The following is a 25,362-nucleotide window of genomic DNA, read 5'->3' on the forward strand; positions in this document are numbered from 1 at the left end:
AGGCAAAGATCTCCTGCATGCGACTTTTCCGGTTGATCGCGGTCGTTTCCGGTCTCGTCCTGGCCGCGGGTACGGTCGCCGCGGCGAGCGCTCAGCCGGTGATCCGCGCCGACGACGGAGCGCACGTCATCGCCGAGCAGTGGATCGACGGCCGCACGGTCGACCTGACCATCGAGTCGCCGGCGCTGGGCACCGAGGTCAACACGCGGCTGCTGGTGCCGGCGGGCTGGTCCGGCCGGACCGACTGGCCGGTTTTCTATCTGCTGCACGGATGTTGCGACTCGTACGTGAGCTGGACGCGCAGCACCGACGTTGCCGCGCTCACGGCGAAGTCACCGGTGATCGTGGTGATGCCGGAGGCCGGCGAGGTCGGTTTCTACTCCGACTGGTGGAACCACGGCCAGCGCGGCGCGCCGGCCTGGGAGAGGTTTCACCTGACCGAGCTTCGGCAGATCCTGGAGCGCGGCTATCACGCCGGCACCCGCCGCGCGGTCGCCGGACTGTCGATGGGTGGCTTCGGCACGTTGTCGTACGCGGCAAGGCATCCCGGCATGTTCCGGTTCGCCGCCTCCTACAGCGGAGTCGTCGACACGCGTTATCACGACGACACGTTCGACGGCGCGCAGTCGGCTCTGGAGCTGGTCGGCAGCTATGCCTCCGACCCGTACGCGCTGTGGGGTGACCCGAAGAAGCAGGCGGCGATCTGGGCCGCGCACAATCCGACGGATGTGGCGCCACTGCTGCGATTCACGCCGGTCTTCGTGTCCTGCGGCAACGGCCAGCCGGGTCCGTACGAGCCGCCGGGCAAGCCGGCCGACCCGACCGAAACCGTCCTGTACAAGGAAAACGTGTCGTTCGTCGACCGAGCCAGAAAGGCCGGCGTGCACCTGACGACCGACCTCTACGGCCCTGGTACGCATAGTTGGCCATACTGGCAGCGCGAGCTGCACCGCTCGTACCCACTGATCGCGAGATCTCTCGGTTTCTAGGCGTTATTCGACCGGCGGCGTCCAGAAGGTCTGCACCTGCTCCGGCGCCGTACCGCGGCGCGCCAGCAGGGCCCGGCCGACCGGCAGCTGCCGGGAGACCGCGCCGTTGACCAGCCGGCCTTCCAGCCGGTCGCCGGAAAACAGCAGGCCCGGCGTCGACAGGTCGTTGAGCTGCTGCACGACGCCTTCGAAGATCGACCGCGAGGCGCCACCGGTGCGCCGCGCCAGCACCAGGTGCATGCCGAGGTCGTGGCCCTGTGCCAGATACGGGATCAGCGGCGACAGCGGCGAGCCGCTGGAGCCGGAGACCAGGTCGTAGTCGTCGACCACGATGACCACTTCCATGCCGTCCCACCACGACCGCTCGCGCAGCTGCTGCGGCGTCACGTCCGGTCCCGGCAGCCGCTCCTTGAGCGACTTGGCGATCTCCTGCGCGACCGCGGCGGTGTGGTCGGCGGCGGTGCTGTACGCGAGCAGGTAGTCCTTCGGGACCAGGTCGAGGTTGGCGCGGCGGTAGTCGACCATCACGATCCCGACGGTGGCCGTGCCGTCGGCGACGCTGCCGCTGCACGAGCCGGCGATCACCTGGCGCACCAGTGACCGCAGCAGCGTCGACTTGCCGGTCTGGCTGTCGCCGTAGACCAGCAGGTGCGGGTCGCCGCCGAACATGTTCAGGTAGGCCGGCGACAGGTCGCGCTCGGACAGGCCCAGCGCGATCCGCCGCTCCTTGCGTGCGGCGACCCCGTCCAACAGGGACGACAGGTCGGCCAGGTCGGGCAGCACCTGGACGACCGGCACCTGTCCGGCCGGCCACTTCCGCTCGACCTGCCTGATCAGGTGTTTCACGCCGTCGCCGAGGTCCTGGGTCTCGGCGATGCCGTCGACCCGCGGCAGCGCGATCTGGGCGAAGTGCTTTGGCCGTACGAGCACGCGGCCCGGCACGTCCGACGGCATCTCCTGGGCGGCCAGCCGGTCGACCTGCGAGTCGAAGTGGTCGGTGAGCCGCAGCTCGATCCGGCCGGTCATCGAGGAGGCCATCCGCGACCGCACCTGGTTGGGCGAGGACACCGTGACGACCGTGTGGACGCCGAGCGCCGGACCGCGCTGCGCGATCTCGACCAGCACGTCCTCGATGTCGTTGTCCGCCTCGCGCAGCGGCCCCCAGCCATCGATGACCAGGAACACGTCACCGAAGACGCTCGCCGGCACAGTGCCGGCGGCACGTGCGCGACGCAGCGCGTCGGGTGAGTCCAGACCGTGCTGCCGCAGCACCGCCTCACGTGCGTCGAGCATCGACTGCACGTCGCCGATGGTCCGTCGTACGCGGTCGCCGTCGACCCTGGTCGCCACCGCGGCGACGTGCGGCAGCGCCTCCAGCGGCACCAGCTGGCCACCGCCGTAGTCGACACAGAAGAAGGCCACCTGTCCCGGCGCGTATCGCAGCGCCAGCGAGCTGATAAGCGTACGAATGAGTGTCGACTTGCCCGACAGCGGCGCACCGACCACCACCAGGTTGCCGTCGGTGCCGGTGGCGTCCCAGGACAACGGGTCCTGCCGCTGCTCGCCGGGGATGTCGCGCAGGCCGAGCAGCGCGATGATGTGCCGCGGGTCGGCGGCCTCACCGGCCGCCTCGCGTGCGTGGATGCCGTCCAGCGTCAGCACCGGCGGCAGCGGCGGCAGCCACACCGGCCGGACCGCCTGCGCCTCGGCCATGGACAGCTTCTCGACGATGACTCGCAGGACGGTCGTGCCTTCCTCATCCGACTCGTCCTTCACCGAGCTCAGCTGCTCGGCGGCCGCCGCGAGCGCGCCCGCGCCGTTGCTCGCGTTGTACGGGAGCACCGGCGCGACCGTCACGTCGTCCTCGGCCGGCGGCCGGTAGGTCGAGGACACCAGCGCGGCCTTGAACCGCTCGAAGACCGTGGTGTCCACCTTCAGGAAGCCCGAGCCCGGCTCCGGCGGCAGGTGGTAGGCGTCCGGTACGCCGATGACCTCACGGCTCTCCGCCTCCGAAAACGTCCGCAGGCCGATCCGGTAGGACAGGTGCGACTCCAGGCCCTTGATCTTGCCGGCCTCCAGCCGCTGGGTGGCCAGCAGCAGATGGACGCCGATCGACCGGCCGATCCGGCCGACCGCCACGAACAGCTCGGCGAAGTCGGGTTTTGCCGTCAGCAGCTCGGAAAACTCGTCGATGATGACCAGCAGGTGCGGCAGCGCCGGCAGCCCGCCGCGGGTCTGGCGCACCTGCTCGTACGCGTCGACGTTGGGCAGCTTGCCGGTGTCGGACAGGATCTGCTGCCGGCGGGTCATCTCGCCGTACAAGGCCTCCTTGAACCGGTCCACCAGGGTGAGGTCGTCGGCCAGGTTGGTGATGCTGCCGGCCACGTGCGGCAGCGGGTCCATGTCAGCGAAGGTCGCGCCACCCTTGAAGTCGACCAGCAGCAGCGCCAGCCGGTCCGGCGAGTGGTTGATGACCAGCGAGGCCACCATGGTCCGCAGCATCTCCGACTTGCCGGAGCCGGTCGCGCCGACCACCAGGCCGTGCGGGCCCATGCCACCCTGCGCCGACTCCTTCACGTCCAGCAGCACCGGCCGGCCGTCCGGGCCGACGCCGACCGGTACGCGCAGGAACTCGCGCTGCGGCCGTGGTTTCCACGTCGTGGACACGTCGATGTTGGCCGGGTCGGCGACGCCGAGCACCTCAGGCAGGCTGATGGTCGAGGTGAGCACGTCGCCGGACTCGGCGGCCGACAGGCGTACCGGCGCCAGCTGCCGCGCGATGCCGGCGACCTCCGCGACGCTGACGCTGTCGACGGTGAACGGGTCCTCGATGCCGGGCGCGCTGGCCGTGCCGTCCGGGTTGACCGTCACGCGCGCGTCGACCACCGACGGCTCGGCGGCCCTGGAGTCGACCAGCACGACCAGGTGGATGCCGAGCTCGGCCAGCGACTCGCCCTCGTCGGAGTCCAGGCCGGAGATCGACGGCTGGAACTCGCTGTCCACCACGATCACCAGCCGCCGGCCGGCGAACTCCAGGCCGCGCCGGCGCTGCCGGTTGACCTTGCGTTCCTCCAGCTCCTCGGCGAGCAGCTCGGCCAGCTCGACGGTGGAGCCGGCGACCAGCCGGCTCGGCAGCGGACCGTCGGCGCGGTTCTCGTCCAGGCTGTGCGGCAGCCACTTGACCCAGTCCCACAGGTTGGCCAGCTGTTGGCTGCGCACCACCGCGACCCGCACGTCGTCGGGGGAGTGGAAGGTGACCAGCTGCGCCAGCATCGCGCGCGCCAGCCGGCGGCCCACCGTACGGTCACCAACCACCGACAGCGTGCCGATCGCGCGCAGCGGCGCGGTGATCGGCTGGTTGCTGAGCGAGCCATAGCGGTCGACCAGCTGCTGCGCCACGCCGAGGCCGACCTCGTCATAGCTCACCAGCGGGTTGTTGGTGTCGGCCTGCATCGACAGCGGCCTGGCCAGCGGCCGCCGGCCGGTGCCGATCCGCAGCTCCAGCGCGTCGCCGTGGTTCGCGCGGCGTTCCCACCGGCGCGCGTCCATCCGGCAGATGTCCAGCAGCGCACCGGGCTCGGGATGCCGGATGGCCGCGGCCTCGTTCTGGTCGGCGACCACCTTGCGCAGCAGGCGGCGCAGGTTTTCCAGGTAGTCGAAATAGCGCTCGCGGTTTTCCCGCACCTGCCGACGTGCACCGTTGCGCGTACCGACAAACAGGATCGCGCCGGCGCCGACGGATCCGACCAGGACCAGGAGACCGATGATCGCCTGCAGTGGCCGGCCCTGTGCGGTCAGCGCGGTGATCAGGGAGCCCGCGCCGCCGAGCACGGGCGTGAGGAGCAGGGGCAGGCTCGCGCTGGCCTGGGCGCCGCTGGTGTTCTGCGGCGGAGCGGCGACGACGATCGGCTCCGACCCGGGATCGGGGACCGCGATCCGGGCTGGCCGCTGCACCAGGGTGGTGGTCATAAAGGCGACGATATGCTCTCCCGGCGAGGGTGGTACGCGGAGAGGTCATACCCAGGTCACCGCGTGGCCGCCGACAGGTAAACGATTGACGGGATCACCCGGCAGCGCCGCCGGCAGGTGGCGCGCGGGCCTTCCCGTCCGAGGGGGCACAGGTGCCGACGGGGTACAGCCGGGTCACGGTGGTCAGCGACTCGCGCCGCGTCGACGTGGCGCTGCCGGCCGCACTGCCGATCACCGATCTGCTGCCTCAGCTGCTGCGGCTCTGCAGTCCGGCGCAGCCCGGCGCGCATCAGCCGGTCTCGTGGTCACTCGTACGGTTCAACGGCACGCTGCTGCAGCCGGAGGCCTCGCTGGCCGAGTCCGGTGTGGTCGACGGCGAGGTGCTGGAGCTGCGCGGCGGCCAGGGTGGTGGCCGGCCGGCGTACGTGGAGGACGTACGCGACGCCGTCGAGGACGTGGTGGACGGCTCCGGCCGGCTCTGGCGCAGCGCCATCAGCCTCCGGTTCGCGCTCATCGCGGCCTCGCTCGGCCTGGCCGCACTGCTGGTCGACCCGGCCGTACGCGCCGCCGACGACCCGGCCGCGCTCGGCCTGGCCGCCGTCGTCGCCATCGCGTTGTGCGGCGCCGGCTGGTGGGCCGGCACCCGCGGCGAGGCCGGCGCCGGCCGGCTGGCCATCCTGGTCGGCTGCCTCTGGGCCGGTCTGGCCGGCTGGCTCGGCGTACTCGCCGCCCACGGCTCGATGGGGCTGGCCGGCGGTGTCGCGCTGCTGTCCGCGCTCGTACTCGCCGCGTTGGTCCGGATCGGCACGCCGCTGGCCTCCGGTCACGTCACCGGTTTCGCCGTCGCCGGCGCGGTTGGCCTCGCGGCCGGGGTGGTCGCGGTGTTCGGCTGGCCGCTCGACCAGGTCGTACGGATCGCGCCCGTGCTGCTGGTGATCTTCGTCGGTGCGCTGCCCCGGCTGTCGCTGTCGGTCGGCGGTCTGGCCTCGGCGGACTACCTGGTGCGCTCCGGCGGGCAGCTGCCGGCCGACGCGCTCACCGAGCGGATCGCTCGCAGTGGCGCGTCGCTGATCGGCGCGATGATGAGCATCGGCCTGTTGGCCGCGATCGCCTGTGTCCGGCTCGCGATGGTGCCGAGCCTGTGGGACCGCGGCCTGGGCATCCTGCTGGGCGTCGCGCTGCTGCTGCGCTCACGGGCGTTCTCACAGGTCTGGCACGTGTTGCCACTACGGGTCGCCGGTGTGGTGGCGCTGGTCGCGCAGGGCTATGGCCTGGTCTCGTACGCGCCGCAGCTGCGGGTGTGGGTGCCGCTGGCCGGCGCGCTGGTCGCGGTGGTGTTCGTCCTCATCAGCGCGGTGCGGCCGAGCGACATCGCACGGGCCCGGATCAAACGCGTACTGGACTGGGTCGAGCGGTTGGTGGTCGCCGCGCTGATCCCGATCTGCGCCGGTGCCGTTGGCGCGTACGCGCTCGCCCAGGCAATGTTGGTCAAATGAGGGCAGCGCGGTGACCGAACCGGGCTCGCAGGACGGCCCCGACGAGCGTCCAGACGCCGCCGCCGACGCGCGGCCGAAGGGACGCGCGTCCGTGCCTCCTCCTCCGGAGTCGGGCGACCGTGCGCAGGGTCGCGCGCGTCCGCCGCAGAGCCAGCCGCCGTCCGGCTCTGCGAGCGGCCGGCACGCTGCCGTCTACGGCCGCCCGGCCGAATCCGAGCCGGCGGCGCCGAAGTGGCCGTCGTACCTGCCGGAGCCGCCACCGGGTGCCGGCCCGTCCCGGCCGCAGGCCCCGCAGGCCGGTCGCCCGGCCTCCGGCCCGCCGCAGCAACCGCCAGGCCGTCCGGCTTCTGGACCACCTCAGCCGCCGCCTGCCGACCGTCCGCGTCCGGCGCGCCGGCCGCGTCCGCCGCAGCCTCAGCAGGGGCCACCGCCGCTGGTCGGTCCTCCCGTCTTCGTCGGTCCGCCGGGGTCGCCGCCACCGCGTCCACCCGCCGGCGGTCCACCGGCACCGCCGCCACCGCCACCGCCACGGTCGGCGCCACCCTCGCCGAGTCCGTCGTCGGCTCCGCCGGCGGCGCGTACGACCCCACCACCGCCGGCGACGCCGTCGTCGGCACCGCCCTCCAGATCTGAGGCGGAGTCCGCGGCCGAGAAGGTGTGGAAGGGCATTCCGCCGCCTCCGCTGCCACCGGGGGCACCGGCGGCTCCTGGCAGCCGGCCACCGATCGCCAAACCCACCGCCGCACCGGCCGCCAAGCCAGCTGCTCGGCCGCGTCCGCCGGCACCGCCGAGTCAGGCCGAGCCGACCCGTACGGTGCCGCCGCCTCCAGCGAAGCCGGCGCCGACCGCACCTCCACCGGCCGCGTCGCCGACGCAGGCCGTGCCCCCACCACCTGCCGCCGCGGCCACGCAGGCCGTGCCGGCGCGACCGCAGAGCACCCCGCCGGCGACGCCGCCCGCGCATACGCGCCCTGCCACACCACCGCCGCCCGTGCAGCCGCCGCCGCAGCTGGCGCCGCCGCAGCCGCCGCTCGGCCAGCCGAATCCGTACGCCCCGGCACCGGTCCTCGCCGGTCCGATCGGCGGTGGCGCCCCGGCGCCGGCTCCGCCGCGACCGGCTCCGCCACCGGAGCCGGCTCGAGTCGGCGGCACGACCGCGAGTGGCTGGCGAGGCGTCCTGCTGTCGGTCGCTCTCGGCGTGGTCAACCCCGGCTCGGCCGCGGTCGCCGACCGCGAACGCCGGGTCCTCGCCACGGTCCGCGGCCGGCAACCCGGTCCGCAGGTGGTGGCGCTGATCGGCTCGCGCAACCACGTCGGCACGTCCACGACGGCCGCCGGTCTCGCGCTCACTCTCGGTGCGCTGCGCAGAGAAAACGTGCTGCTCATGGCCGTTGTGGCCGGTGGCGCGTCGATCGGTGAGCGGCTGACCGGCCGGCGCGCGCCGTCCACCGCGGACGTACGCCAGGTCGGTGGTGGCATGACCGATCCGCTGGCCGGTCCGTCCGGCGTACACGTCATCGACGCGGCTCCGTACACCACGCCGCTGGACCGTACGGCCACCGCCGAGATGCTGGACAACTCCCGGGACAAGTATCCGTTCACCATCGTCGACGCGGCCGCCAACCTCGAGGACGCCGGCGCGACCGCCATCGCCAGGGCCGACCGGATCGTGCTGGTCACGCTCGGCACACAGGAGGGTTTCGGCACCGCGCAGGCCGCGCTCGGCCGGCTCCGTCCGCGCGTGGCCGGCGCCGACCGGCCCGGCCTCGTCCTCACCGTCCTGATGCCACCCGACGCGAGCCGCGGCTCGATCGAATCGTCCGCCGAGCAGCTGGCGCACGCGGTCGGCGGCACGGTCGTGCTGATCCCGTACGACGAGTCGCTGGCCTCCGGCCGGCGGCTCAGTCCGGCGTTGATGTCGGCCGAAAGCCGCCGCGGCTACCTCGACCTCGCCGCGGCCGTCACCGCGCGTACCTGACACAAAGCTCCGACATAAAAGGCGCCGGCCAAAGCTGGCCGGCGCCTTTTCGCTGCGGCAGTGCTATTTCAGGCTGCCGTTGCGGATCCGGGTCTTGTATTCCTCCGGGCTGTTGTAGTAGTTGTGCGCGATCTGGTTGTTGTCCTTGTCCGCGGTCTGCTTGTCGAAGCCGCTGGTGTCGACGCCGGTCCCCTTGACCGCGTTGTGCAGGTCGTCGAGCGCACCGTCCAGAGCGCCGGGGTTGGGCAGCAGCTCGCTCGAGGACTTCAGGTGTCCGTTGACGAACAGGTCGGGCGAGTTCTGCGGCGTGATCTTGCCTTCGCTGGCCAGCTGCTGGACCTCGCCGTAGTAGGTGTTGAACTGCAGCCGGTCCAGGCCATAGCCGCTCGGCGAGTTGATGTTGGCCGGGATCGCCTTCGGGTCCGACGGCGTCGTCGCCTCGGTGTACGCGGAGGTGAACAGGCTCTTGCCACCGGCGATCACCAGCTTGCCGATGCCCTCGCCGCCGGGGACCGGCGCCAGGATCACGTCCTTGATCAGGGCCGCGACCGCCTTCTCCGACGCGGCGTGGATGGCGGCCGCCTTCTGCTGCGCCTCCTGCTGGCCGAGGCCGGTCTCGATCAGGCCATTGTTGACGCCCACCTCCAGGTAGGAGTCGATCCGGGCCACCGCGTTGCCGAGCTCGTGCGCCTTGCTGTCGCCGCTGGTGATCTCCTGCTGGCCGAGCTTCTGCTCGTACAGCTGCACCGAGGTGGACAGCGCCTCGGCTGCCTTCGGGTCGGTGGCGATCAGGCTGAAGATGCGGATCCGGTCGCCCTCGCTGATCTGCACCTGGCCACCGCGCAGGTCGGTCGGCTGGCCGTCCGGTGCGGTCGCGAACCGGTCGAGATAGGACACCGCGAGGTTGCCGAGCGCCGAGGTCACCCCGGGGTTGCGTGCGCCGAGCGTGTGGTTGTCGCCGCCCGAGCCGGGGATGTTGGCCAGCAGGTTGTAACCGCCGTTGTTGTTGCCGTTGGCCGAGCCGAGCAGCGCGAACACCCGGTTGGCCGCCTTGTCGGCGAGCGCGTGCTGCGCCGGGTCGTCGGAGTTGCGTGCCGGTCCGATCCAGTCGACCAGGTGCGCCGCCGTCTTGCCGTCGTCGGCGTAGTCGTACGACAACAGCGCCACGACCGGGTTGGTGTACTTCTCGTGCCCCTTGCCGAGCCCGCTGCTGGTGTCGTGGCCGCCGCTGGGGATGTGGCTCGGGTCGTAGCCGACGCCGTTGAGCACGTCGGTGATGCCGGCGTGGTTACGGGTCGCGACATCCAGCAGGCCGGTGATCAGGTGGTCGGCCGCGCCGTGGTCGAACAGGATGTTGCCGCGCAGGTGCTGGCGGTCCAGCTCGCTGTCGGTGAAGCCCTGTCCGTACAACCGGTCGTGGAAGGCCTGCGACACGTCGGCGATCTCGCCGAGCCGGTAGGTCAGCTGCGCGGAGAACTTCTCGCCGCCGGCGACGTCCTTCGGCGTGTCGCCGAGCAGCTGGAGCAGGCCGTTCCAGTCCTCCGGCCGGTTGATGTTGCGGAAGTCGACACCCTGCCGCGGCCCCGGCTCCGGGTAGACGTTGTCGGTCAGCAGGCTCTGCACCTCTGGCGGCAGCTTGTCGAAACCACCGCTGTAGGTCGGGTCGTTGGTCTTGGTGTTCTCGTTGGACAGCAGCAACAGGCCGGTGCCGAGGTCCTTCTTGTAGCGCTGCTTGTCGGCCTCGCTGAAACCGAACTTGTTCAGCGCGTCCGGCAGCTTGAACAGGTTCTTGCCGATGCCCTGGTAGAGGTTGGCCAGGTAGGCGAGCGCGCCGGCGCTGATCGGCACGCCGGCCGCGACCGCCGCTGCGACGCCGCTGTTGATGTGGTTGAGCAGGTCGAGGGCCTTGCGCAGCTCGTTGGGGTCGACGTTCTCCCCGTTGGCCGCGCGGTTGAGCAGGTCCCTGGCGGCGTACGCGTCGTTGCCGGTCACCGGAGGGATGACCGTCGGGTCGTTCTGCTTGCCGAAGGCCACGTACGCGGCCCAGGACAGCGTGCCGGCCCGGGACAGCTGCACGATGTCGGCCTCGGTCGCGTCCCGCTGCACCTGCGCGGCGCGCGCGTTGGCGTCGGTGCGCAACGCCTCCAGGAGCGCGTGCGCACGGCTGGTGATGTCGCCGGCCTTGGCGTTCTGCGCGTTGGCCAGGCTGGTGTTGTACGAGTTGATGATCTCTTTCGCCTGCGCGTCGGTCGCGCCACCGGGCACGTAGGGGTCGTGGACGCCGAAGTGGCTGCCCAGCGCGTTCTCCCATTCGGTGACCAGCTTGTTGCGTTCGTCCTTGAAGTGCTGGACGTTCTGCGACCAGAGCTTGGTGACGCCGGAGCCGTACGTGACGGCCTGCAGCGCACCTTCCCACACCGACTGGTTTTTCAGTGCCAGGTCGCGGATCGGGCCGGCGACCAGGTCGGAGAACTGGAACGCGGCGGTATTCACCGCGGCATAGATGTCCGAGCCGTGCCCGGTGATGACGGCCGCGGTCGCGTCGAGCTTCGCGGCCGCGTCGGCGATGGTGCCGGGGTCGGCCGGGGTGTCCGGGATGTCAGGAGTGGCAGCCATTGCCGAAAGTCCTTATCGGTGAGACGCGGTCGTCAGTTGGCGTGGACCGGGCCGCGGTTGATCGGCGGGATCGACGCCTGCGCCTGGCCAAAGCCCGAGCCGGCGTCGTGGTCGGTCTGCACCAGCGCGGCGGCGCCGGTCTGGATGTTGATGCCGGAGTTCTGCGCCAGCGTGAGCACGGCGTTGATCCGGTCGATGAAGTGGGACTGGTAACCGCCGTACGCGGCCGGCAGACTGGCCTCCTTCGCGGCGTCGGCACAGGCCTGCGCGGCGCCGGTGAACTGTCCGCGTACGCCGCTCGCGGCGTCCGCCGCGGACTGCGTGTTCTGTCCGGCGGTGTTGGCCTCGTTCGGGTTTCCGGCGATCTCCATCGGGTCTTCCCTCCCCGTCACGCTCTCGGCGCACCGGTGTGACGCCGTCTGAACACGACATTAGCCGGGCCGAGGCGGCTTCCAGCTCCCCGATTCGTGCCAGCCTCGGCGCCGGCTGCGGCGGCGTACCGGCCGGCTGCGGCAGAGTTCGATGCGCCGGCGGCACACCCCGGGGCAGACGACCAAGACCACCGGTCCAGGGGCATAGATGGGACGGAGCGGCTGCTATGGAAGCGGCCGCTCCGTCCGTGCGCGTACGTGGATGGGACCATGGGTGCCGTGACCGTCCCGTTTGGCCAGCCGCCGCAGTATCCGGGGAACAAGCAGCCGAGCCAGCCGTCGGCGCAGCCGGCACCTGCGCAGCAGCAGCCGGCCGGTCAGTCGCATCCGCAGGCCACCGTGCCGCCGGCATTCGTGTCGTCGCCGAACGCCGAGCGTCACCTGCTGGAGGCCGACGCGTTGCGCCGCCGGCAGCTCGGATCGGCCTTCCTGCACGGCTCCGGCCGCACCTGGCGGGACCGCCGTACGGTCTGGCCGTTCGCCGCGCTCGGCATCGCCGTGGTGGCCGTGGTGATCGCCGCCTTCGCGGTCACCGGCGCGTTCAAGGCGCAGCAGTGCGAGACGAACAAGCAGGCGCTCAAGCAGGCCAGTCCGTCGGCGACCGCGATCCCGACGCCGTGTCCCGGCAGTTCCGGGGCCAGGCCGAGCGGGTCGGCGAGTCCGAAGCCGTCCACCTCGCAGGCGACCGGCAGCCCGACACCGACGCCGGGCCCGCCCACCGCCAGCTCCACCGGCTCGCAGCCGGGCCAGCCGGGAAGCCGCTGAGCGCGTCGAACGTGTCGAACGACACAGAATTGCATACTTTTCGTGACACGCCGTATCGGTGACCGTTCGTCGCAGGGAAACGGCCGCTTATCGCATCACCCGATGTGTCCGCTTCCGTGCCGTTGCGTCAGGTCCTTACTGTCCGACAGGTGATGCCGCTACTTGGCGTCGCAGTGACGTTACGTTGCGCCTCTCGGGGGTAGAGGCGGGATAGGCGCACTGAGGGTTGGGGGGCGGTCGCATCCGGGAGGGGTCGCGGACGCGGCTGTCAGTGTGATCCACCGACGCCGGCGGGGAGGCAGAGGCCCCCGCCGGCGTCGGTTGTCTTCGACGGTTTCGGCCAGGAGGGACGGGGCCTTCCCGGCGTCCCTCCTGGCCACCTCACCATCTTCGACGGCTGTGGCGGGACCGGTCCCTAATAGCCGGGTGGCCGGTAGCCCGCGTACGGGTAGTAGGTCGACACCGGTTGGCTGCGGCGGCGTAGCACCACGATCAACACGGCGGCCGCGGCGATGACGATCAGGCCCATCAACGCGCCACTGACCGCGACGACGACGATGAGCAGGCTGTTGTCGCTCTGCGCCCCGCCGGCCTGTGGCTGCCCGGCTTGTGGCTGACCTGGTTGTGGCTGCGCCGGCTGCATCGGGATCGGCTGGACGCTCGGGTTGGCCGGGCCGGTCGGCGTGGTCTCGTTCGGCGTGCCGTCGCTCTCGGACTGCAGCGGGTTGGCGGTCACCTTCTGGACGTTGCCGGTGAGCGCCGCGTACGCCTGCACCTCGCCGAAGCCGTACGCGTCGTCGCGACCGGTCGGTCCCTTGTCCTGGACGGTGCTGATCAGTCGCTCGATGACGTTGGCGGCGTCCAGGTCGGGGTGCTGAGCGCGGATCAGCGCGATGACGCCGGAGGTGATCGCGGTGGCCTGGCTGGTGCCGTCGCTGAGCCGATAGCCGAGGCCTTCGCCGGAGCGGGTCGGCACGATGATGTTCATCGCGGCCGACGACACGACCGTCTCCGGGCCTTTCGCCGAGCCGTCCCACGCGTCGCCGTTCTGGCCGATGCCGGAGACCGCCACCACGCCGGGCACGGCGGCGATGCCGGACACGTCGCGGTCGCCGTTGGCGACGTTGCCGGCGGCCGCGACGACCACCACGTCCTTGGACTGCGCGTACCGGATCGCCGACAGCAGCTCGGAGCTGATCCGGCCCTGTCCGCCGAGCGACAGGTTGGCGACCTTGGCGCCGTGGTCGGCCGCATAGCGCAGCGCCTCCGCGATGGCCGAGTCGGGCCCGCCGCCTTTGGCGCCGAGCACCTGGACCGGCAGGATCGTCGCCTCCGGCGCGACACCGAGCACGCGCTCGTCGTCTCCACCGGAGCCGGCGATCAGCGCCGCCATCGCGGTGCCGTGTCCTTCCACGTCGTGCGTACCGTCAGATCCCTGGCCCGGTCCGAATCCGGATCCCGCGACGACCCGGCCGGACAGCTCCGGGATCCTCGCGTCGACACCGGTGTCGATCACCGCGACGGTCACGCCGCGGCCGCGGGTCAGCTGCTGCGCCTGGGTGATCTGCAACGGATCCAGATACCACTGCGCCTGCCGCACCTGATAGGCGGCGGCCGGGTCGCCGGTGAGCGCGATGACCACGACCGCGAACAGCGCCGCCACCGCCGCCAACGTGGTCCGGCGAAGTGAGCTGCCGTCGATTTTCCGCATGCCAGCAGTCCACCCCGCCACGCACCGCGCCGGTACGCGCTGGCCGGAAGGTGGCACGACCTCGGGATGCCTCCTGCCGGCCTGTGGACAAGAAATCGCAGTGTGGACAACGCGAAACTCGCATTTTCCGCATGCAAGAATTGGCCCCCACCCAAGGGGTGGGGGGTGGGTACGTGGGTCTTCTGACGTCAGCGATTTTCCGACGTCAGCGCGAAAACGCGTACGTCAGGCCGCGCACCCGCCGCGCACGCATGGACCCCTCGCGTGCGTTGAACTTGAGTTTTAACCTCTGGGTTGGTGACTGGTTCGGCGCCACTGGACGCCCGACGGCTGGCCTACCCTGCTCCCAGAGCTGCGCATCCGGGTCATGGCATCCCGGTAGGTGGCGAAAAGGTCCACTAAATGGGACCCACCGCCCTAGCCGCCGCTGGATGTTCACAAAGACTCCCCGACGCGCGCCTGGATGATCCGCCGCGACAGCTCACACGATCACAACCCGACCCAGAACCTGCGGTGCGGCTGTGGCACTCCGGCACCGACCCCACAACGCCACGCCCGCCACCTGATCACCAACCGTGCTACCGCAGGCAGAAACAACCACATCACCATCCAGACCAACCCAAGCAACTCACCCGCGCCAGGGCCTGACGCAGACCCACTCAACAACCGCAAAAACAGGTTAAAACTCAAGGTGAACGCAGGCATGGCCACCATGCGTGCATCCGCCACGGCCGACAGCGGTCACCTACATCGGATACTGCGGCCACTGGTACGCCTCGCGACGCGCGCGTACGCGCTCGCTGCGGCGAAACAGCGCGATCGCGATCGACGAGATGACCGTGATCCCGAGTCCGATCGCCACGCCGATCGCGGCGGCCATCAGCAGCATGCTGCCGGAGTCGTCCGGCGCGGCACCGGCCTGCGGCTGCCGGACGGGTTCGTCGGAGGGGCCGGGCTGCATCGGCGCCGGCTGGATCGGCACCGGTTGCAGGTGGCCGGGGGAGGCCTCCGGGTCGGTACGGGTGGTCGGCGTGTCGCTCAGCAGCGGGTTGGCCGAGACCACCGGCACGTCGGCGGTCAGTGCCTTGTACGGCTGGATCTCCCCGAAACCAAACGAGTCGTCGCGGCCGGCCGGGCCGAGGTCGCGGGCCGTGGCGATCAGCCGCTCGATGATGTTGGCAGCGTTCATCGACGGATATCGCGCGCGTAGCAAGGCGATCGCTCCAGAGGTCAGCGCGGTGGCCTGGCTCGTACCGCTGCCGAGCGCGTAGTGCGGGTCGTTGCGCGACGGCGTGGCGACCAGGATGTTGGTGGCCGGCGCCGACACGACGGTCTGCGGTCCCTTGGCCGAGCCGCTCCAGGCGGTGCCGTCCCTGGTCAGTCCGGAGACCGCGATCACGCCGGGAAGGCTTGCGAGATTGGCCACGCGTACGTCCCCGCTGGCCACGTTTCCCGCCGCGGCGACGACGACAACGTCGCGGGACAGCGCATAGTCCACGGCCTCCCGCATGTCGGCACCGGCCGCACCGGGCGCGCCGAGCGAGAGATTGACCACTTTGGCGCCGTGATCGACGGCATAGCGCAGCGCCTCGGCGATCGCGCTCGACGGCGCGCCCTGGTCGGCCAGTACGGAGATCGGCAGGATCGTCGCGTCCGGCGCCACGCCGAGCACCTCGTTGGACGAGCCGCCGCCGGCGATCAGCGACGCCATCGCGGTGCCGTGGCCGGTGCTGCCGAGGTCACGGCGTCCGTCGGTGCCGGCGCCGGGACCGAAACCGGAGCCGGGGAGGACCTTGCCGGCCAGCTCCGGGATGGTGTCGTCGACACCGCTGTCGATCACCGCCACCAGTACGCCGCGGCCGCGGGATTGTTGCTGCGCCTGCGGAATCTCCAGCGGACCGAGATACCACTGGTGAGCGCGGATGGGGAAGGCGGCGGCCGGCGCGCCGGTCCCGACCGAGCCGAGCACCAACAGGACGAGCAGCACCGCGACACCGGTCCGCAGCCTCGTACGGTCGAAGATCGCCGACTCCTCATCCGGAGGTCCCGGACCCGTGACACACCCTGAACGGGCCGGAAGATCAGGCCAAGCCTAACCCGGCGGCCGCTGCCCGTACGGGCGGACGAAACCGACCGGCCAATGCTCGCGCGAGGTCCCCCCGGTACCCTGCCGATGTCAATGCGGAATCGAGACGGAGTTGAGTGCTGACGTGGGGTACGGAGCGGGTCACCGAGTGTTGGTCACCGGCGGCGGCGGGTTCGTCGGCAGCCACCTGGTCGACGGGTTCCTGGCCCGCGGCTGCGAAGTCGTGGCGGTCGACAACAACGTGACCGGCACGGCCGACAACATCGCGCATCTGGCCGACGAGCCGCGGTTCAGCTTCGTCTCCGCGGACGTGTCGGTCGGCGACCTGGCCGAGGCGCTGCCGGTGGACGGCAAGTTCGACGTGGTCGCGCACTTCGCCTCGCCGGCCTCGCCGGCCGACTTCGGCCGCATCCCGGTGGAGATCCTGCGGGTCAACTCGCAGGGCACGCAGAACTGTCTCGACCTGGCCCGCGAGCACGGCGCGAGGTTCCTGCTCGCGTCCACCTCCGAGGTGTACGGCGACCCGCAGGTCCACCCGCAGCCGGAGAGCTACTACGGCAACGTCAGCTCCACCGGTCCGCGCGCGGTCTACGACGAGGCCAAGCGCTACGCCGAGGCGATCACGATGGCCTATCACCGCAACTTCGGCGTCGACGTGCGGATCGTCCGCATCTTCAACACGTACGGTCCGCGGATGCGCATCGACGACGGCCGCGCCATCCCCAACTTCATCGCGCAGGCGCTGGCCGACGAGCCGATCACGCTCTACGGCGAGGGCCGCACGACCCGGTCCATCTGCTACGTGTCCGACCTGGTCAACGGCATCCTGCTGCTGCTCGACTCGGACCAGACCGGGCCGATGAACTGCGGCACCGAGCACGAGATGACCATGCACGAGCTGGCTGAGCTGATCCGCGACATCATCGGCTCCAAGTCCGAGTTCAGCTACCTGCCGCTGCCGGAGAACGACCCGCTGGTCCGCCGGCCCGACCTGACCCGGATCAGCACCGAGCTGGGTTACCAGCCGCAGGTCGCGCCCAAAGAGGGACTGCGCCGTACGATCGAGGATCTGGCCGCCAAGATCGGCATACCTCTGAAGGCTTAGGTAGCCTCAGCCGCTCGTCGCGATTTGTCCGGGTGACGCCGTGCGGGCCCGGATCCTGAGCGCCACCGGGGTACCCTCGCAGCTGTGGCTAACCCGACGAGAACGCGACCGCCAGGTCCGCCAGGCAATGGAGCCGGCGGCACGGTTTACCGTGGCCGCACGGTCACGCCGCGACGCAACTGGAAGCTGATCTCGCTGATCGCCGGCGCGGCGGTGCTCGTGCTGCTGCTCGGTGTCGGCGGTTACGCGGCCGCTCGCGTGGCCGGCCTGAACGGCAACCTCAAGCGCACCGACCCGTTCGCCGGACTGTCCAGCGACCGGCCGCACAAGACGGTCGACGGCGCGATCAACATGCTGCTGGTCGGCGACGACAACGCCGACGGCAGCCGCGGTTACCAGGGCGTGTCCGGCCAGCGCACGGACGCGATCGTGCTGCTGCACGTGCCGGCCAGCCACGACAAGGCCTACCTGATCTCCATCCCGCGCGACACGTACGTCTTCGTGCCGAAGGCCAAGAACGGCGAAGGCGGTTACAAGACCAAGATCAACGCCGCCTACTCCTACGGCGGCGCGCCGCTGCTGATCCAGACCGTCGAAGGCTTCACCGACGTGAAGATCGACCACCTGATGGTCGTGGGTTTCCAGGGCTTCAAGACGATGACCGACGCGCTCGGCGGCGTCGACGTGACGGTCGCGAAGACGACCACCGACCCGCGCAGCAAGCGCACCTTCACCAAGGGTGTCAACCACCTCGACGGCACCGCCGCGCTCGACTACGTACGGCAGCGCTATGGCCTGCCCGGCTCGGACTTCGACCGGCAGAAGCGGCTGCAGGTGTTTCTCAAGGCGCTGCTGGCCAAGGCCACCTCCAGCGGCACGCTGACCGACCCCGGCAAGCTCAACGCGTTCCTCGACGCGGCCACCAAGTCGGTCACCGTCGACAACGACTTCTCACTGGTCGACATGGCGTTCCAGTTCAAGGGGCTGCGCGGCAAGGACGTCACCTTCGTGACCATGCCCAACGTCGGCAGCGTGACGATGAACGGCGTCAGCTATGTCAAGTCCGACAAGGAAAAGGCGGCGTCGTTGTTCAAGGCCGTGAACAACGACACCATGGCGCAGTGGGTGCAGAGCAACAAGACCAACAACGCCGACAGCGGCAACTAGTCCCTCCCACCAGAAGCCCTTCTCCGGTCCGTACGAGACCGGAGAAGGGCTTCTGGCCGTTCCCGACAGGTAATTCATCGAGTGATGAGTTATGCTGAGTCCCGACCTTGGGGGAGGACCGATGTCGCCGATGTCCCGTTCTGTCGCCCGTTTCAACAAGCGCGGCCTCAACCGCGTCACCGGACCGCTCGGGCCGTGGCTGCCGGGGTTCGCGGTGGTGGTGCACCGTGGTCGCAAGTCGGGTGCCACCTATCGCACGCCGGTCAACTACTTCCGGACCTCCCACGGATACGTCTTCGCGTTGACCTACGGCTCTGAAGCCGACTGGGTCCGTAACGTCCTCGCCGCCGGCGGCTGCCAGCTGCACGTACGCAGCAGATTCATCCCGCTCACCGCGCCGCGGCTCTACGAGGATCCCGCCCGCAGCGACATGCCGTTGGTCGTACGCCTCATCCTCGGCCGCGCGAAGGTCACCGAGTTTCTCGAGCTGCAACCGCGCTGAACAGGTCAGCCGCGCCGGCTTCCGGCATAATCGCCGATCACCGGGACGGTGGCGGAAACAGGCCACGACCCCAACCAAACCGGCCGGTCGTGCGTTCTTGAGGTAACGACCGCCTCAGGAGGACTGGTGAGCGAGCAGAGCGGCGCGGACGAACAGCCGGCCACGAGGCGGCGGCCCCGGCGGTGGTTGCGCTGGACGCTGATCGCCGGCCTGGTCGTCGTGGTGCTGGCCGGCGGCGGGCTGGGGGTCGCGTACGCGCTGGTCGGCCGCTATGACAGCCAGATCGCACGGCAGGACCTGCTGCCGCAGACCGCCAAGTCGGCGTCGCCGACGATCGCGCCGACCGGCAAGGTCGAGGGGCCGATGAACATCCTGGTCGTCGGCGTGGACAACTCCGGCAACAGCCGGTCCTACCAAGGCGTCTACGGCACCCGGTCGGACACGGTCATGCTGGTGCACCTGAACAAGACGCTGACCACCGCCGACGCGATCTCGCTGCCGCGTGACTCGTACGTGCACATCCCCGGCCACGGCAGCACCAAGATCAACGCCGCTTTCTCCTACGGTGGCGCGCCGCTGCTCATCCAGACCGTGCAGGAGATGCTGGAGATCACCGTCGATCACGTGGTCGTCGTCAGCTTCGACGCGTTGCACAAGATCACCGACGCGGTCGGCGGCGTCGACGTGGTGGTCGACAAGACCGTCCAGGACGGCCGCACGCACTATGTCTTCAAGAAAGGCGTGAACCACCTCGACGGCAAGCTGGCCGAGATTTACGTACGCCAGCGCTACAACCTGCCTGGCTCGGACTACGACCGGATCAAACGGCAGCAGCAGTTCCTGCGCGCGCTGGCCGCCAAGGCCACCAGCACCGGCGTGCTGGCCAACCCCTTCCGGCTGGACGACCTGCTCACCGCGGTGACCTCGTCGCTGACCGTCGACAAGTCCTTTCCGGTGCGCGACCTGGCCTTCGCGCTGCGCGGCATGTCGCTGGCCAACGTGACCTTCTCGACGCTGCCGATGTCCGGGTCGGAGCAGATGGGCGGCGTCGACTACGAGATCCCGTCACAGAGCGGCATCCGTGACCTGTCGCACGCGCTGCGCGCCGACGCCATGCCGACATATCTGAAGAAGCATCCACCGAACAACGTCCAGCACGGCGCTTGACGCTTTCTTTACCAACTGCGTTGTTATGGTGAGGCTTGGCCAGCGTCGACCAAAGGGAACTCCGCCTTGCCTGCCACCAAGAAGCGCCGTGCGCCGATGTGGGCCCGGCTCTGCGTCGTCCTCGGTGCCATACTGACCATCCTGCCGGCCTCCGCGCTGGTCGGTGCGTACGCGATCGCCGACCGCTATGACCGCAACATCTCCCGCTCCAGCGACCTGCTGCCGTCCGGCCAGCCGAGCCACCGGCCGGTCACCGGTCCGCTGAACATCCTGGTGATCGGCGTCGACAACTCCGGCAATGACCGGTCCTACCAGGGCGTCTACGGCAGTCGCGCGGACACGATCATGCTGTTCCACCTGCCCAGATCGATGGACCGCGGCTATGCCGTCTCGTTTCCGCGCGACTCGTATGTGACCATCCCACCGCAGAAAGGCAAGTGGGACGGCGGCAAGAACAAGATCAACGCCGCGGTGGCCTACGGCGGTCCGCAGCTGCTGGTCAAGACCATCCAGAAGCTCAGCGGGCTCACCATCGATCACGTCGTGATCGTCGACTTCAAGGCGCTGCACACGGTCACCGACGCTGTCGGCGGCGTCGATGTCTACGTCGAGAAGGCCGTCGTCGACGGCCGTACGCACTACAAGTTTCCAGCCGGCTGGAACCACCTCGACGGCAAGCTGGCCGAGGTCTACGTACGGCAGCGCTATGGCCTCACCGAAGGCGACTTCGACCGGGTGAAGCGGCAGCAGCAGTTTCTGCACGCGTTGCTCAAGAAGGCGACCGACACCGGCGTACTGACCAACCCGGCGAAGCTCGACGCGCTGCTGACCGCCGGCACCGCGTCGATCCAGGTCGACTCCGGCCTGCCGGTCAAGGATCTCGCGTTCCAGCTGCGCGACGTCCGGCCGAGCGGGGTCAAGTTCGTGACGCTGCCGTTCGCCGGTTACGTGCACAGCGAGTTCGGCATCGCCAACCGGGTCGACACCGACAAGGCGCAGCAGCTCTTCAGTGCCATCAAGACCGAGACGATCGACGCGTACCTGAAGAAATATCCGCCGAACGACGTCACGAAGGGGCGCTGACCCTCTCGCTCCGGTCGCCGAAACTGTCGGCCTCACCTGGAACTCTGGCTCGGGGGCGGCAAAATCCGGCGCCCCGCTTGGGGGACCCCCGGTTTCAACGTTTCCAGGTGCCACCGACAGTTTCGGGCCGCGTACGCCGTCCGTTAGCAACGCCAACGGCTAGCGCAGGTCGACCGCGTCCGCCGCCAGCGACGGGATCAGCTCGCGAGGCTCCAGCGGGCGGCCGGCCAGCTGTCGTACGTCTGCCATGGCACCATTTTGTCGAGGGGTTGTTGCCGCTGCTCATCGGCTATGAGTCATGCTGACGGGGGCGGAGAACCCGGTGAGATTCACGATGGAGGTGTGCCGGTGCAGCCGAACGCGGCCAACTCGGTTCCCAGTATCACCGTCGGCGAGGTGCCAGCCGACGCCTATCTGCTCGACGTCCGCGAGCACAACGAGTGGGATGCGGGTCACGCGCCCAACGCGGTCCACATCCCGATGGCCGACGTGCCGGCGCGGCTCGACGAGCTGCCCGACGACAAGCCGATCGTGGTCGCCTGCCGCGGCGGCGGCCGGTCGTCCCGGGTGGTCGCCTGGCTGCAGGCGCAGGGCATCAACGACGCGGTCAACCTGGACGGCGGCATGAACGCCTGGTCGGCCGCCGGCCGGCCGATGGAGGCCGACTCCGGCGAGCCGTACGTCCTCTAGAGACGCCGGTGGCCCGGCGCGCTGCCGGGCCACCGTCGACGCAATCGGATTCCGAATGTAACGGCCGGCTCAGGCCGGCCGGCGAAAGCCACGCACCGCGAAGGCGATGCCGACCACGGCCAACGCCGCACTGGCGGCCAGGGCCGAGATCACGCCGCCGTGCACCGGCAGCGCCAGCGACAGGTTGCGTGAGGCGTCCACCGCGTACGTGAGCGGGTTGATCGTCGCCACCACCTTCAGCCACGTCGGCAGGCTGGCCAGCGGTACGAAGGCGCTGGAGGCGAACATCAGCGGAAACATCGCCAGGAAGCCGACCGTCTGCATCGACTCCTCGTTGCGCAGCCAGGCAGCGATCGCCAGGAAGACCCAGGTAAGCGCCCAGCTGACGGCCAGCGCCAGCAGCAGCGAGGCGGTCACCCCGGCGAAGCCACCGGTCGGGCTGAAGCCGAACAGAACGGCCGCGAAGACCAGCAGGATGCCCAGCTGGACGGCCGTACGCACCAGGTCGCTCAGGCTGCGGGCCACCAGCACCGTGCTGAGCTGGATCGGCAGCGACCGGAAGCGCGCGAGCACGCCGTTCTTCGAGTCGCTGATCAGGCCGACGCCGGACTGCAGCGAGGCGCCGATGCCGGTGGTCACCAGGATCGCCGGCATCAGGTAGTTGATGTAGCTGCCGCCGGCGGTCGCGCCGGACCCCACGATCGCCTTGCCGAAGACCTGGCTGAACAGCAGCAGCATGATCAGCGGCTGCAGCAGGCTGAAGACGATCAGCCGCGGGTTGGTCACGAACTTGCGCAGAGACCGCGCCGTGAGTACGGCGATCTGCGTGCCGACGCCGGCGCCGCGCCAGTCACGCTGGCGTTCTGGCGTTTCTTCGAGGGTTTTGGTCAATGTCGTCGTCATGTCCGAGTCCTTCAGGCCGCGGTGGAGTGAGCAAGAGCGAGGTAGACGTCGTCCAGCGTCGGCTCGCCGAGCGCCAGCTCGCTGACCTCGATGGCGGCCTCGTCGAGCGCGCGTACGACGGTGGCGAGCTGCGCCGAGGCGGTCACCGGGCTGGAGATCGTCCTGCGGGCCTGGTCGTACGCCGGGTCCAGGCCGGCCCGCCGGAGCACCTGGACGGCACGCTCGGACTGGCTGTCGTCGGCCAGTGTCGCGGTCACCGAGCGCTGTCCGACCTGCGACTTGAGCTGCGCGGCGGTGCCGCTGGCCACCACGCGGCCGCCGGCCAGCACGGTGATCGCGTCGGCCAGCCGGTCGGCCTCGTCCAGATACTGGGTCGTGAGCAGCACGGTCGTGCCGTCGCCGACCAGCGACTCGACGATCTTCCACATCCCCAGCCGGCTGGCCGGGTCGAGGCCGGTGGTCGGCTCGTCCAGGAAGATCACGTCCGGATGGCCGACCAGGCTGGCGGACAGGTCGAGCCGGCGGCGCATGCCACCCGAGTACGTCCGCGCCGGCCGCTTGGCCGCCTCGGTCAGCTCGAACAGCTCCAGCAGCTCGTCGGCGCGCTGCCTGGCCTCGGCGTTGGTGGCGCCGAGCAGCCTGGCGATCAGCACCAGGTTGTCGCGGCCGCTGAGCTCCTCGTCCACTGCGGCGAACTGGCCGGTCAGGCCGATCCGTGAGCGGATCTGGTGGCCCTGGCCGACCACGTCGAAGCCGGCGACCCTGGCCGTGCCGCCGGTCGGCGGCAGCAGCGTGGTGAGCACGTTGACCAGGGTCGTCTTGCCGGCCCCGTTATGGCCGAGCAGACCCATGACGGTGCCTTGCTCGACGGTCAGGTCCACGCTGTCCAGCGCGGTGACCTTGCCGAACGTCACGGTGACCCCGGCCGCCTCGATGATGGGGTTAGTCACGGTTTTCCTCCAGGTCCGACCGGATCGCGCCGTGCAGCAGGATCCGGGTGATCTCGTCGAAATAGGCCGCGTTCTCCGCGTCGGTCGTCGTGGTGGCGCCATAGCGGGTGCGGATGCCGAAGATGAGGCTCAGGAACAGCTGCGCCGCGTGGCTGGCCGGGATCGTCAGCCGGTCCTGGTCGTAGGCGATCAGGTCGCCGACCGCCTCCGTCACGTTGACGAAGAACTTGTGCGGACCGTCCTGATCGTCTTTCGAGTCGTACTGCTTGCGCATGTCATAGCCGGACGCGGCGAGTGCCTGCATCAGCACGCCGATGCGGGACATCTGCTCGTAGAGGATCGTCGCCGCCGTACGCAGCCGGTCGTCCAGCGGCACATCGGCGCCCGTCTGCCGGATCCGGTCGACCGCCTCGTCCATCCGGAACGCCTCGACCACACAGACGCGGATCAGCTCGTCCTTGTCGGCGAAGGCGCGGAAGACGGTGCCCTCGGCGATCCCGGCGACCTGCGCCACCTGCTTGGTCGTGACGTTGGCGCCGTGTTCCATGACCAGCGGAAGCGCCGCCTTGACGATCGCCGCTCGGCGGTCCTCGACGCTCATCGCCGGCGCCCGGCGCCGGCCCTGCTCCTTCTCCATGACGACGAGCTTATGAGTGAGTCCTCACTCAGTCAAGGAATGAGTGAGCACTCACTCATGACTGTGGTGAGGGTCGCATGGCCACCATGCGTGCACCCAACGCACGCATGGTGGCCATGCGTGCTCACGCCTGGAGGCGGCCGAGGAGGGCGGAGCCGAGCGCGGCCCCGGAGGACCAGGCCGTCTCCACGCGCGGCGAGCCCCACGAGTCGCCGCAGAGGCCGACCATCGCGTCGCCGAGGTGAAAGGTCGGGTCATCACCGCGACCGCGTACGGGCCGTGCGCGCGGCCAGACGTGCGTGTGGACCCAGTAAGGTGTGGCCGGGACGAGCTCGCGGAGTGCCTCGAGCATCGGTCCGGCGGGGTCGTCGGCAGGACCGAGGGAGCGCGCGTAGGCGGTGGTCGAGTGCGCGACCAGCACCGGCGCGCCATCGCCCCGGCGCGCGCCATCGTCGGCGACGAAGCTCAGCACCGGATGGTCGTTGACGAACGCGCCGTCCACGAACGGCCACGACCGGTCCGGATAGCCGGTCGCGACCGCGACGACCGGATCCCAGTCCCATTCGACAGCGGCGCGTTCCTCGGCAAGCGATTCGTCGAGGATGTGCAGCGCGGACGCGTCCGGCATCGCCAACACGACCGCGGCGTACGGCTGGCCGTCCGCGGTCGGACCGGGACCGACGCGGCGCACCGGAGCGTCGTAGCGTATCGGCAGGTCAGCGGCCAGGTCGCGGACCAGCGAGGTCAGGCCGGCCGGAGCGGCGTAGCGGAGCGGGCCGGCGCTGACGGTCGTTTCACCACCCGGCGCATACGCGTGAAAACTCTCTGTCCATCCCCTGGCGAGACCGCGCTTGACCCAATGCGCCACTATGTCGGAAAAGTCAGGGTATCGGACGGTGAAGTATGAGGCTCCCAGGTCGACCGGACGGCCGTGCAGTCGCGGCGCGAACATCCGACCACCGGACGTTTCGGTGCCTTCCCGGACCTCAACGGACAGATTGCCGGAAATCAATCGTCGCGCGCACGAAACGCCAGCGATGCCGGCGCCGATAACTAAGACAGTGGTGGTCTCGTCGCTGCGTGCGACGTTGCCGTTAACCCTGGACATGTTGTGCAC

At 70.0% G+C, this 25,362-nt stretch carries 19 protein-coding genes; 10 read left to right on the forward strand and 9 right to left on the reverse strand.

What is annotated here, in order from left to right:
* Positions 1-17: 17 nt before the first annotated feature.
* Positions 18-989: an alpha/beta hydrolase gene (locus tag GNX95_RS38970; RefSeq protein WP_163512835.1), complete on the forward strand. Its 972-nt coding sequence runs from the start codon at positions 18-20 to the stop codon at positions 987-989.
* A gap of 3 nt (positions 990-992) precedes the next feature.
* Here GNX95_RS38970 and eccCa read toward each other — a convergent pair whose 3' ends face one another.
* Complete coding sequence (gene eccCa, locus GNX95_RS38975; RefSeq protein ID WP_163512836.1) at positions 993-4,958, reverse strand: type VII secretion protein EccCa; 3,966 nt, start codon at positions 4,956-4,958, stop codon at positions 993-995.
* A 152-nt stretch (positions 4,959-5,110) separates the two neighbouring features.
* Here eccCa and eccD point away from each other — a divergent pair, with 152 nt between their 5' ends.
* Both eccD and GNX95_RS38985 read left to right on the forward strand, forming a co-directional pair.
* Positions 5,111-6,454 (forward strand): type VII secretion integral membrane protein EccD, encoded by a 1,344-nt coding sequence (gene eccD / locus GNX95_RS38980; RefSeq protein ID WP_163512838.1) that lies wholly within the window; start codon positions 5,111-5,113, stop codon positions 6,452-6,454.
* A 10-nt stretch (positions 6,455-6,464) separates the two neighbouring features.
* Entirely contained in the window at positions 6,465-8,432 is a 1,968-nt protein-coding gene (locus GNX95_RS38985; RefSeq protein WP_163512840.1) for a MinD/ParA family ATP-binding protein, read from the forward strand.
* A gap of 63 nt (positions 8,433-8,495) precedes the next feature.
* On the opposite strand, the gene GNX95_RS38990 is transcribed toward GNX95_RS38985, so the two are convergent.
* Together GNX95_RS38990 and GNX95_RS38995 are read right to left on the reverse strand one after the other, a co-directional pair.
* Positions 8,496-11,048 (reverse strand): TPR repeat domain-containing protein, encoded by a 2,553-nt coding sequence (locus GNX95_RS38990; RefSeq protein ID WP_163512842.1) that lies wholly within the window; start codon positions 11,046-11,048, stop codon positions 8,496-8,498.
* Positions 11,049-11,080: 32 nt separating this feature from the next.
* On the reverse strand, positions 11,081-11,419 hold the full coding sequence (locus tag GNX95_RS38995) for a hypothetical protein (RefSeq protein WP_163512844.1): 339 nt from the start codon (positions 11,417-11,419) through the stop codon (positions 11,081-11,083).
* 279 nt (positions 11,420-11,698) lie between these two features.
* Between GNX95_RS38995 and GNX95_RS39000 the strand changes: the two genes are divergently transcribed.
* Positions 11,699-12,244, forward strand: a complete 546-nt coding sequence (locus GNX95_RS39000) for a hypothetical protein (RefSeq protein ID WP_163512846.1) — start codon at positions 11,699-11,701, stop codon at positions 12,242-12,244.
* 415 nt (positions 12,245-12,659) lie between these two features.
* On the opposite strand, the gene GNX95_RS39005 is transcribed toward GNX95_RS39000, so the two are convergent.
* Both GNX95_RS39005 and GNX95_RS39010 read right to left on the reverse strand, forming a co-directional pair.
* Positions 12,660-13,955: a S8 family serine peptidase gene (locus GNX95_RS39005; RefSeq protein WP_163512848.1), complete on the reverse strand. Its 1,296-nt coding sequence runs from the start codon at positions 13,953-13,955 to the stop codon at positions 12,660-12,662.
* A 745-nt stretch (positions 13,956-14,700) separates the two neighbouring features.
* Positions 14,701-15,942, reverse strand: coding sequence for a S8 family serine peptidase (locus GNX95_RS39010; protein WP_163512850.1), 1,242 nt, complete (start codon positions 15,940-15,942; stop codon positions 14,701-14,703).
* A gap of 223 nt (positions 15,943-16,165) precedes the next feature.
* On the opposite strand from GNX95_RS39010, the gene GNX95_RS39015 reads away from it, so the two are divergent.
* From GNX95_RS39015 to GNX95_RS39040, 6 genes are all read left to right on the forward strand, one after another.
* The gene (locus GNX95_RS39015) at positions 16,166-17,146 is read left to right on the forward strand and encodes an NAD-dependent epimerase/dehydratase family protein (RefSeq protein WP_222854272.1); all 981 of its coding nucleotides are present in this window, start codon (positions 16,166-16,168) and stop codon (positions 17,144-17,146) included.
* An 84-nt stretch (positions 17,147-17,230) separates the two neighbouring features.
* A complete protein-coding gene (locus tag GNX95_RS39020; protein WP_163512854.1) occupies positions 17,231-18,313 on the forward strand; it encodes an LCP family protein in 1,083 nt (360 codons plus the stop codon).
* 121 nt (positions 18,314-18,434) lie between these two features.
* Entirely contained in the window at positions 18,435-18,815 is a 381-nt protein-coding gene (locus GNX95_RS39025; RefSeq protein WP_163512856.1) for a nitroreductase family deazaflavin-dependent oxidoreductase, read from the forward strand.
* Between the two features lie 126 nt (positions 18,816-18,941).
* Positions 18,942-19,982: an LCP family protein gene (locus tag GNX95_RS39030; RefSeq protein WP_163512858.1), complete on the forward strand. Its 1,041-nt coding sequence runs from the start codon at positions 18,942-18,944 to the stop codon at positions 19,980-19,982.
* 66 nt (positions 19,983-20,048) lie between these two features.
* Positions 20,049-21,065 carry an LCP family protein gene (locus tag GNX95_RS39035; protein ID WP_163512860.1) on the forward strand — a complete coding sequence of 339 codons (1,017 nt, stop codon included), beginning with the start codon at positions 20,049-20,051 and terminating at the stop codon, positions 21,063-21,065.
* A gap of 342 nt (positions 21,066-21,407) precedes the next feature.
* On the forward strand, positions 21,408-21,755 hold the full coding sequence (locus GNX95_RS39040; protein ID WP_246281921.1) for a rhodanese-like domain-containing protein: 348 nt from the start codon (positions 21,408-21,410) through the stop codon (positions 21,753-21,755).
* Between the two features lie 69 nt (positions 21,756-21,824).
* Here GNX95_RS39040 and GNX95_RS39045 read toward each other — a convergent pair whose 3' ends face one another.
* The 4 genes from GNX95_RS39045 to GNX95_RS39060 form a co-directional block, all read right to left on the reverse strand.
* Positions 21,825-22,658, reverse strand: coding sequence for an ABC transporter permease (locus tag GNX95_RS39045; RefSeq protein WP_163512864.1), 834 nt, complete (start codon positions 22,656-22,658; stop codon positions 21,825-21,827).
* Between the two features lie 11 nt (positions 22,659-22,669).
* Positions 22,670-23,608 carry an ATP-binding cassette domain-containing protein gene (locus tag GNX95_RS39050; protein ID WP_246281922.1) on the reverse strand — a complete coding sequence of 313 codons (939 nt, stop codon included), beginning with the start codon at positions 23,606-23,608 and terminating at the stop codon, positions 22,670-22,672.
* Positions 23,601-24,245 (reverse strand): TetR/AcrR family transcriptional regulator, encoded by a 645-nt coding sequence (locus GNX95_RS39055; RefSeq protein ID WP_163512868.1) that lies wholly within the window; start codon positions 24,243-24,245, stop codon positions 23,601-23,603. Before GNX95_RS39055 ends, GNX95_RS39050 begins: the two co-directional genes overlap by 8 nt.
* A 124-nt stretch (positions 24,246-24,369) precedes the next feature.
* Positions 24,370-25,353 (reverse strand): NAD(P)/FAD-dependent oxidoreductase, encoded by a 984-nt coding sequence (locus tag GNX95_RS39060; protein WP_163512870.1) that lies wholly within the window; start codon positions 25,351-25,353, stop codon positions 24,370-24,372.
* Between the last annotated feature and the right edge of the window lie 9 nt (positions 25,354-25,362).

Source organism: Fodinicola acaciae (assembly GCF_010993745.1).
Classification (GTDB): domain Bacteria; phylum Actinomycetota; class Actinomycetes; order Mycobacteriales; family HKI-0501; genus Fodinicola; species Fodinicola acaciae.

What these genes read in the sequence shown, in the direction of transcription:
- GNX95_RS38970 (WP_163512835.1), top strand. Translation starts at nt 18, where the DNA reads ATGCGACTTTTCCGGTTGATCGCGGTCGTTTCCGGTCTCGTCCTGGCC.
- eccCa (WP_163512836.1), bottom strand. Translation starts at nt 4,958, where the DNA reads ATGACCACCACCCTGGTGCAGCGGCCAGCCCGGATCGCGGTCCCCGAT.
- GNX95_RS38990 (WP_163512842.1), bottom strand. Translation starts at nt 11,048, where the DNA reads ATGGCTGCCACTCCTGACATCCCGGACACCCCGGCCGACCCCGGCACC.
- GNX95_RS38995 (WP_163512844.1), bottom strand. Translation starts at nt 11,419, where the DNA reads ATGGAGATCGCCGGAAACCCGAACGAGGCCAACACCGCCGGACAGAAC.
- GNX95_RS39005 (WP_163512848.1), bottom strand. Translation starts at nt 13,955, where the DNA reads ATGCGGAAAATCGACGGCAGCTCACTTCGCCGGACCACGTTGGCGGCG.
- GNX95_RS39025 (WP_163512856.1), top strand. Translation starts at nt 18,435, where the DNA reads ATGTCGCCGATGTCCCGTTCTGTCGCCCGTTTCAACAAGCGCGGCCTC.
- GNX95_RS39045 (WP_163512864.1), bottom strand. Translation starts at nt 22,658, where the DNA reads ATGACGACGACATTGACCAAAACCCTCGAAGAAACGCCAGAACGCCAG.
- GNX95_RS39055 (WP_163512868.1), bottom strand. Translation starts at nt 24,245, where the DNA reads ATGGAGAAGGAGCAGGGCCGGCGCCGGGCGCCGGCGATGAGCGTCGAG.
- GNX95_RS39060 (WP_163512870.1), bottom strand. Translation starts at nt 25,353, where the DNA reads ATGTCCAGGGTTAACGGCAACGTCGCACGCAGCGACGAGACCACCACT.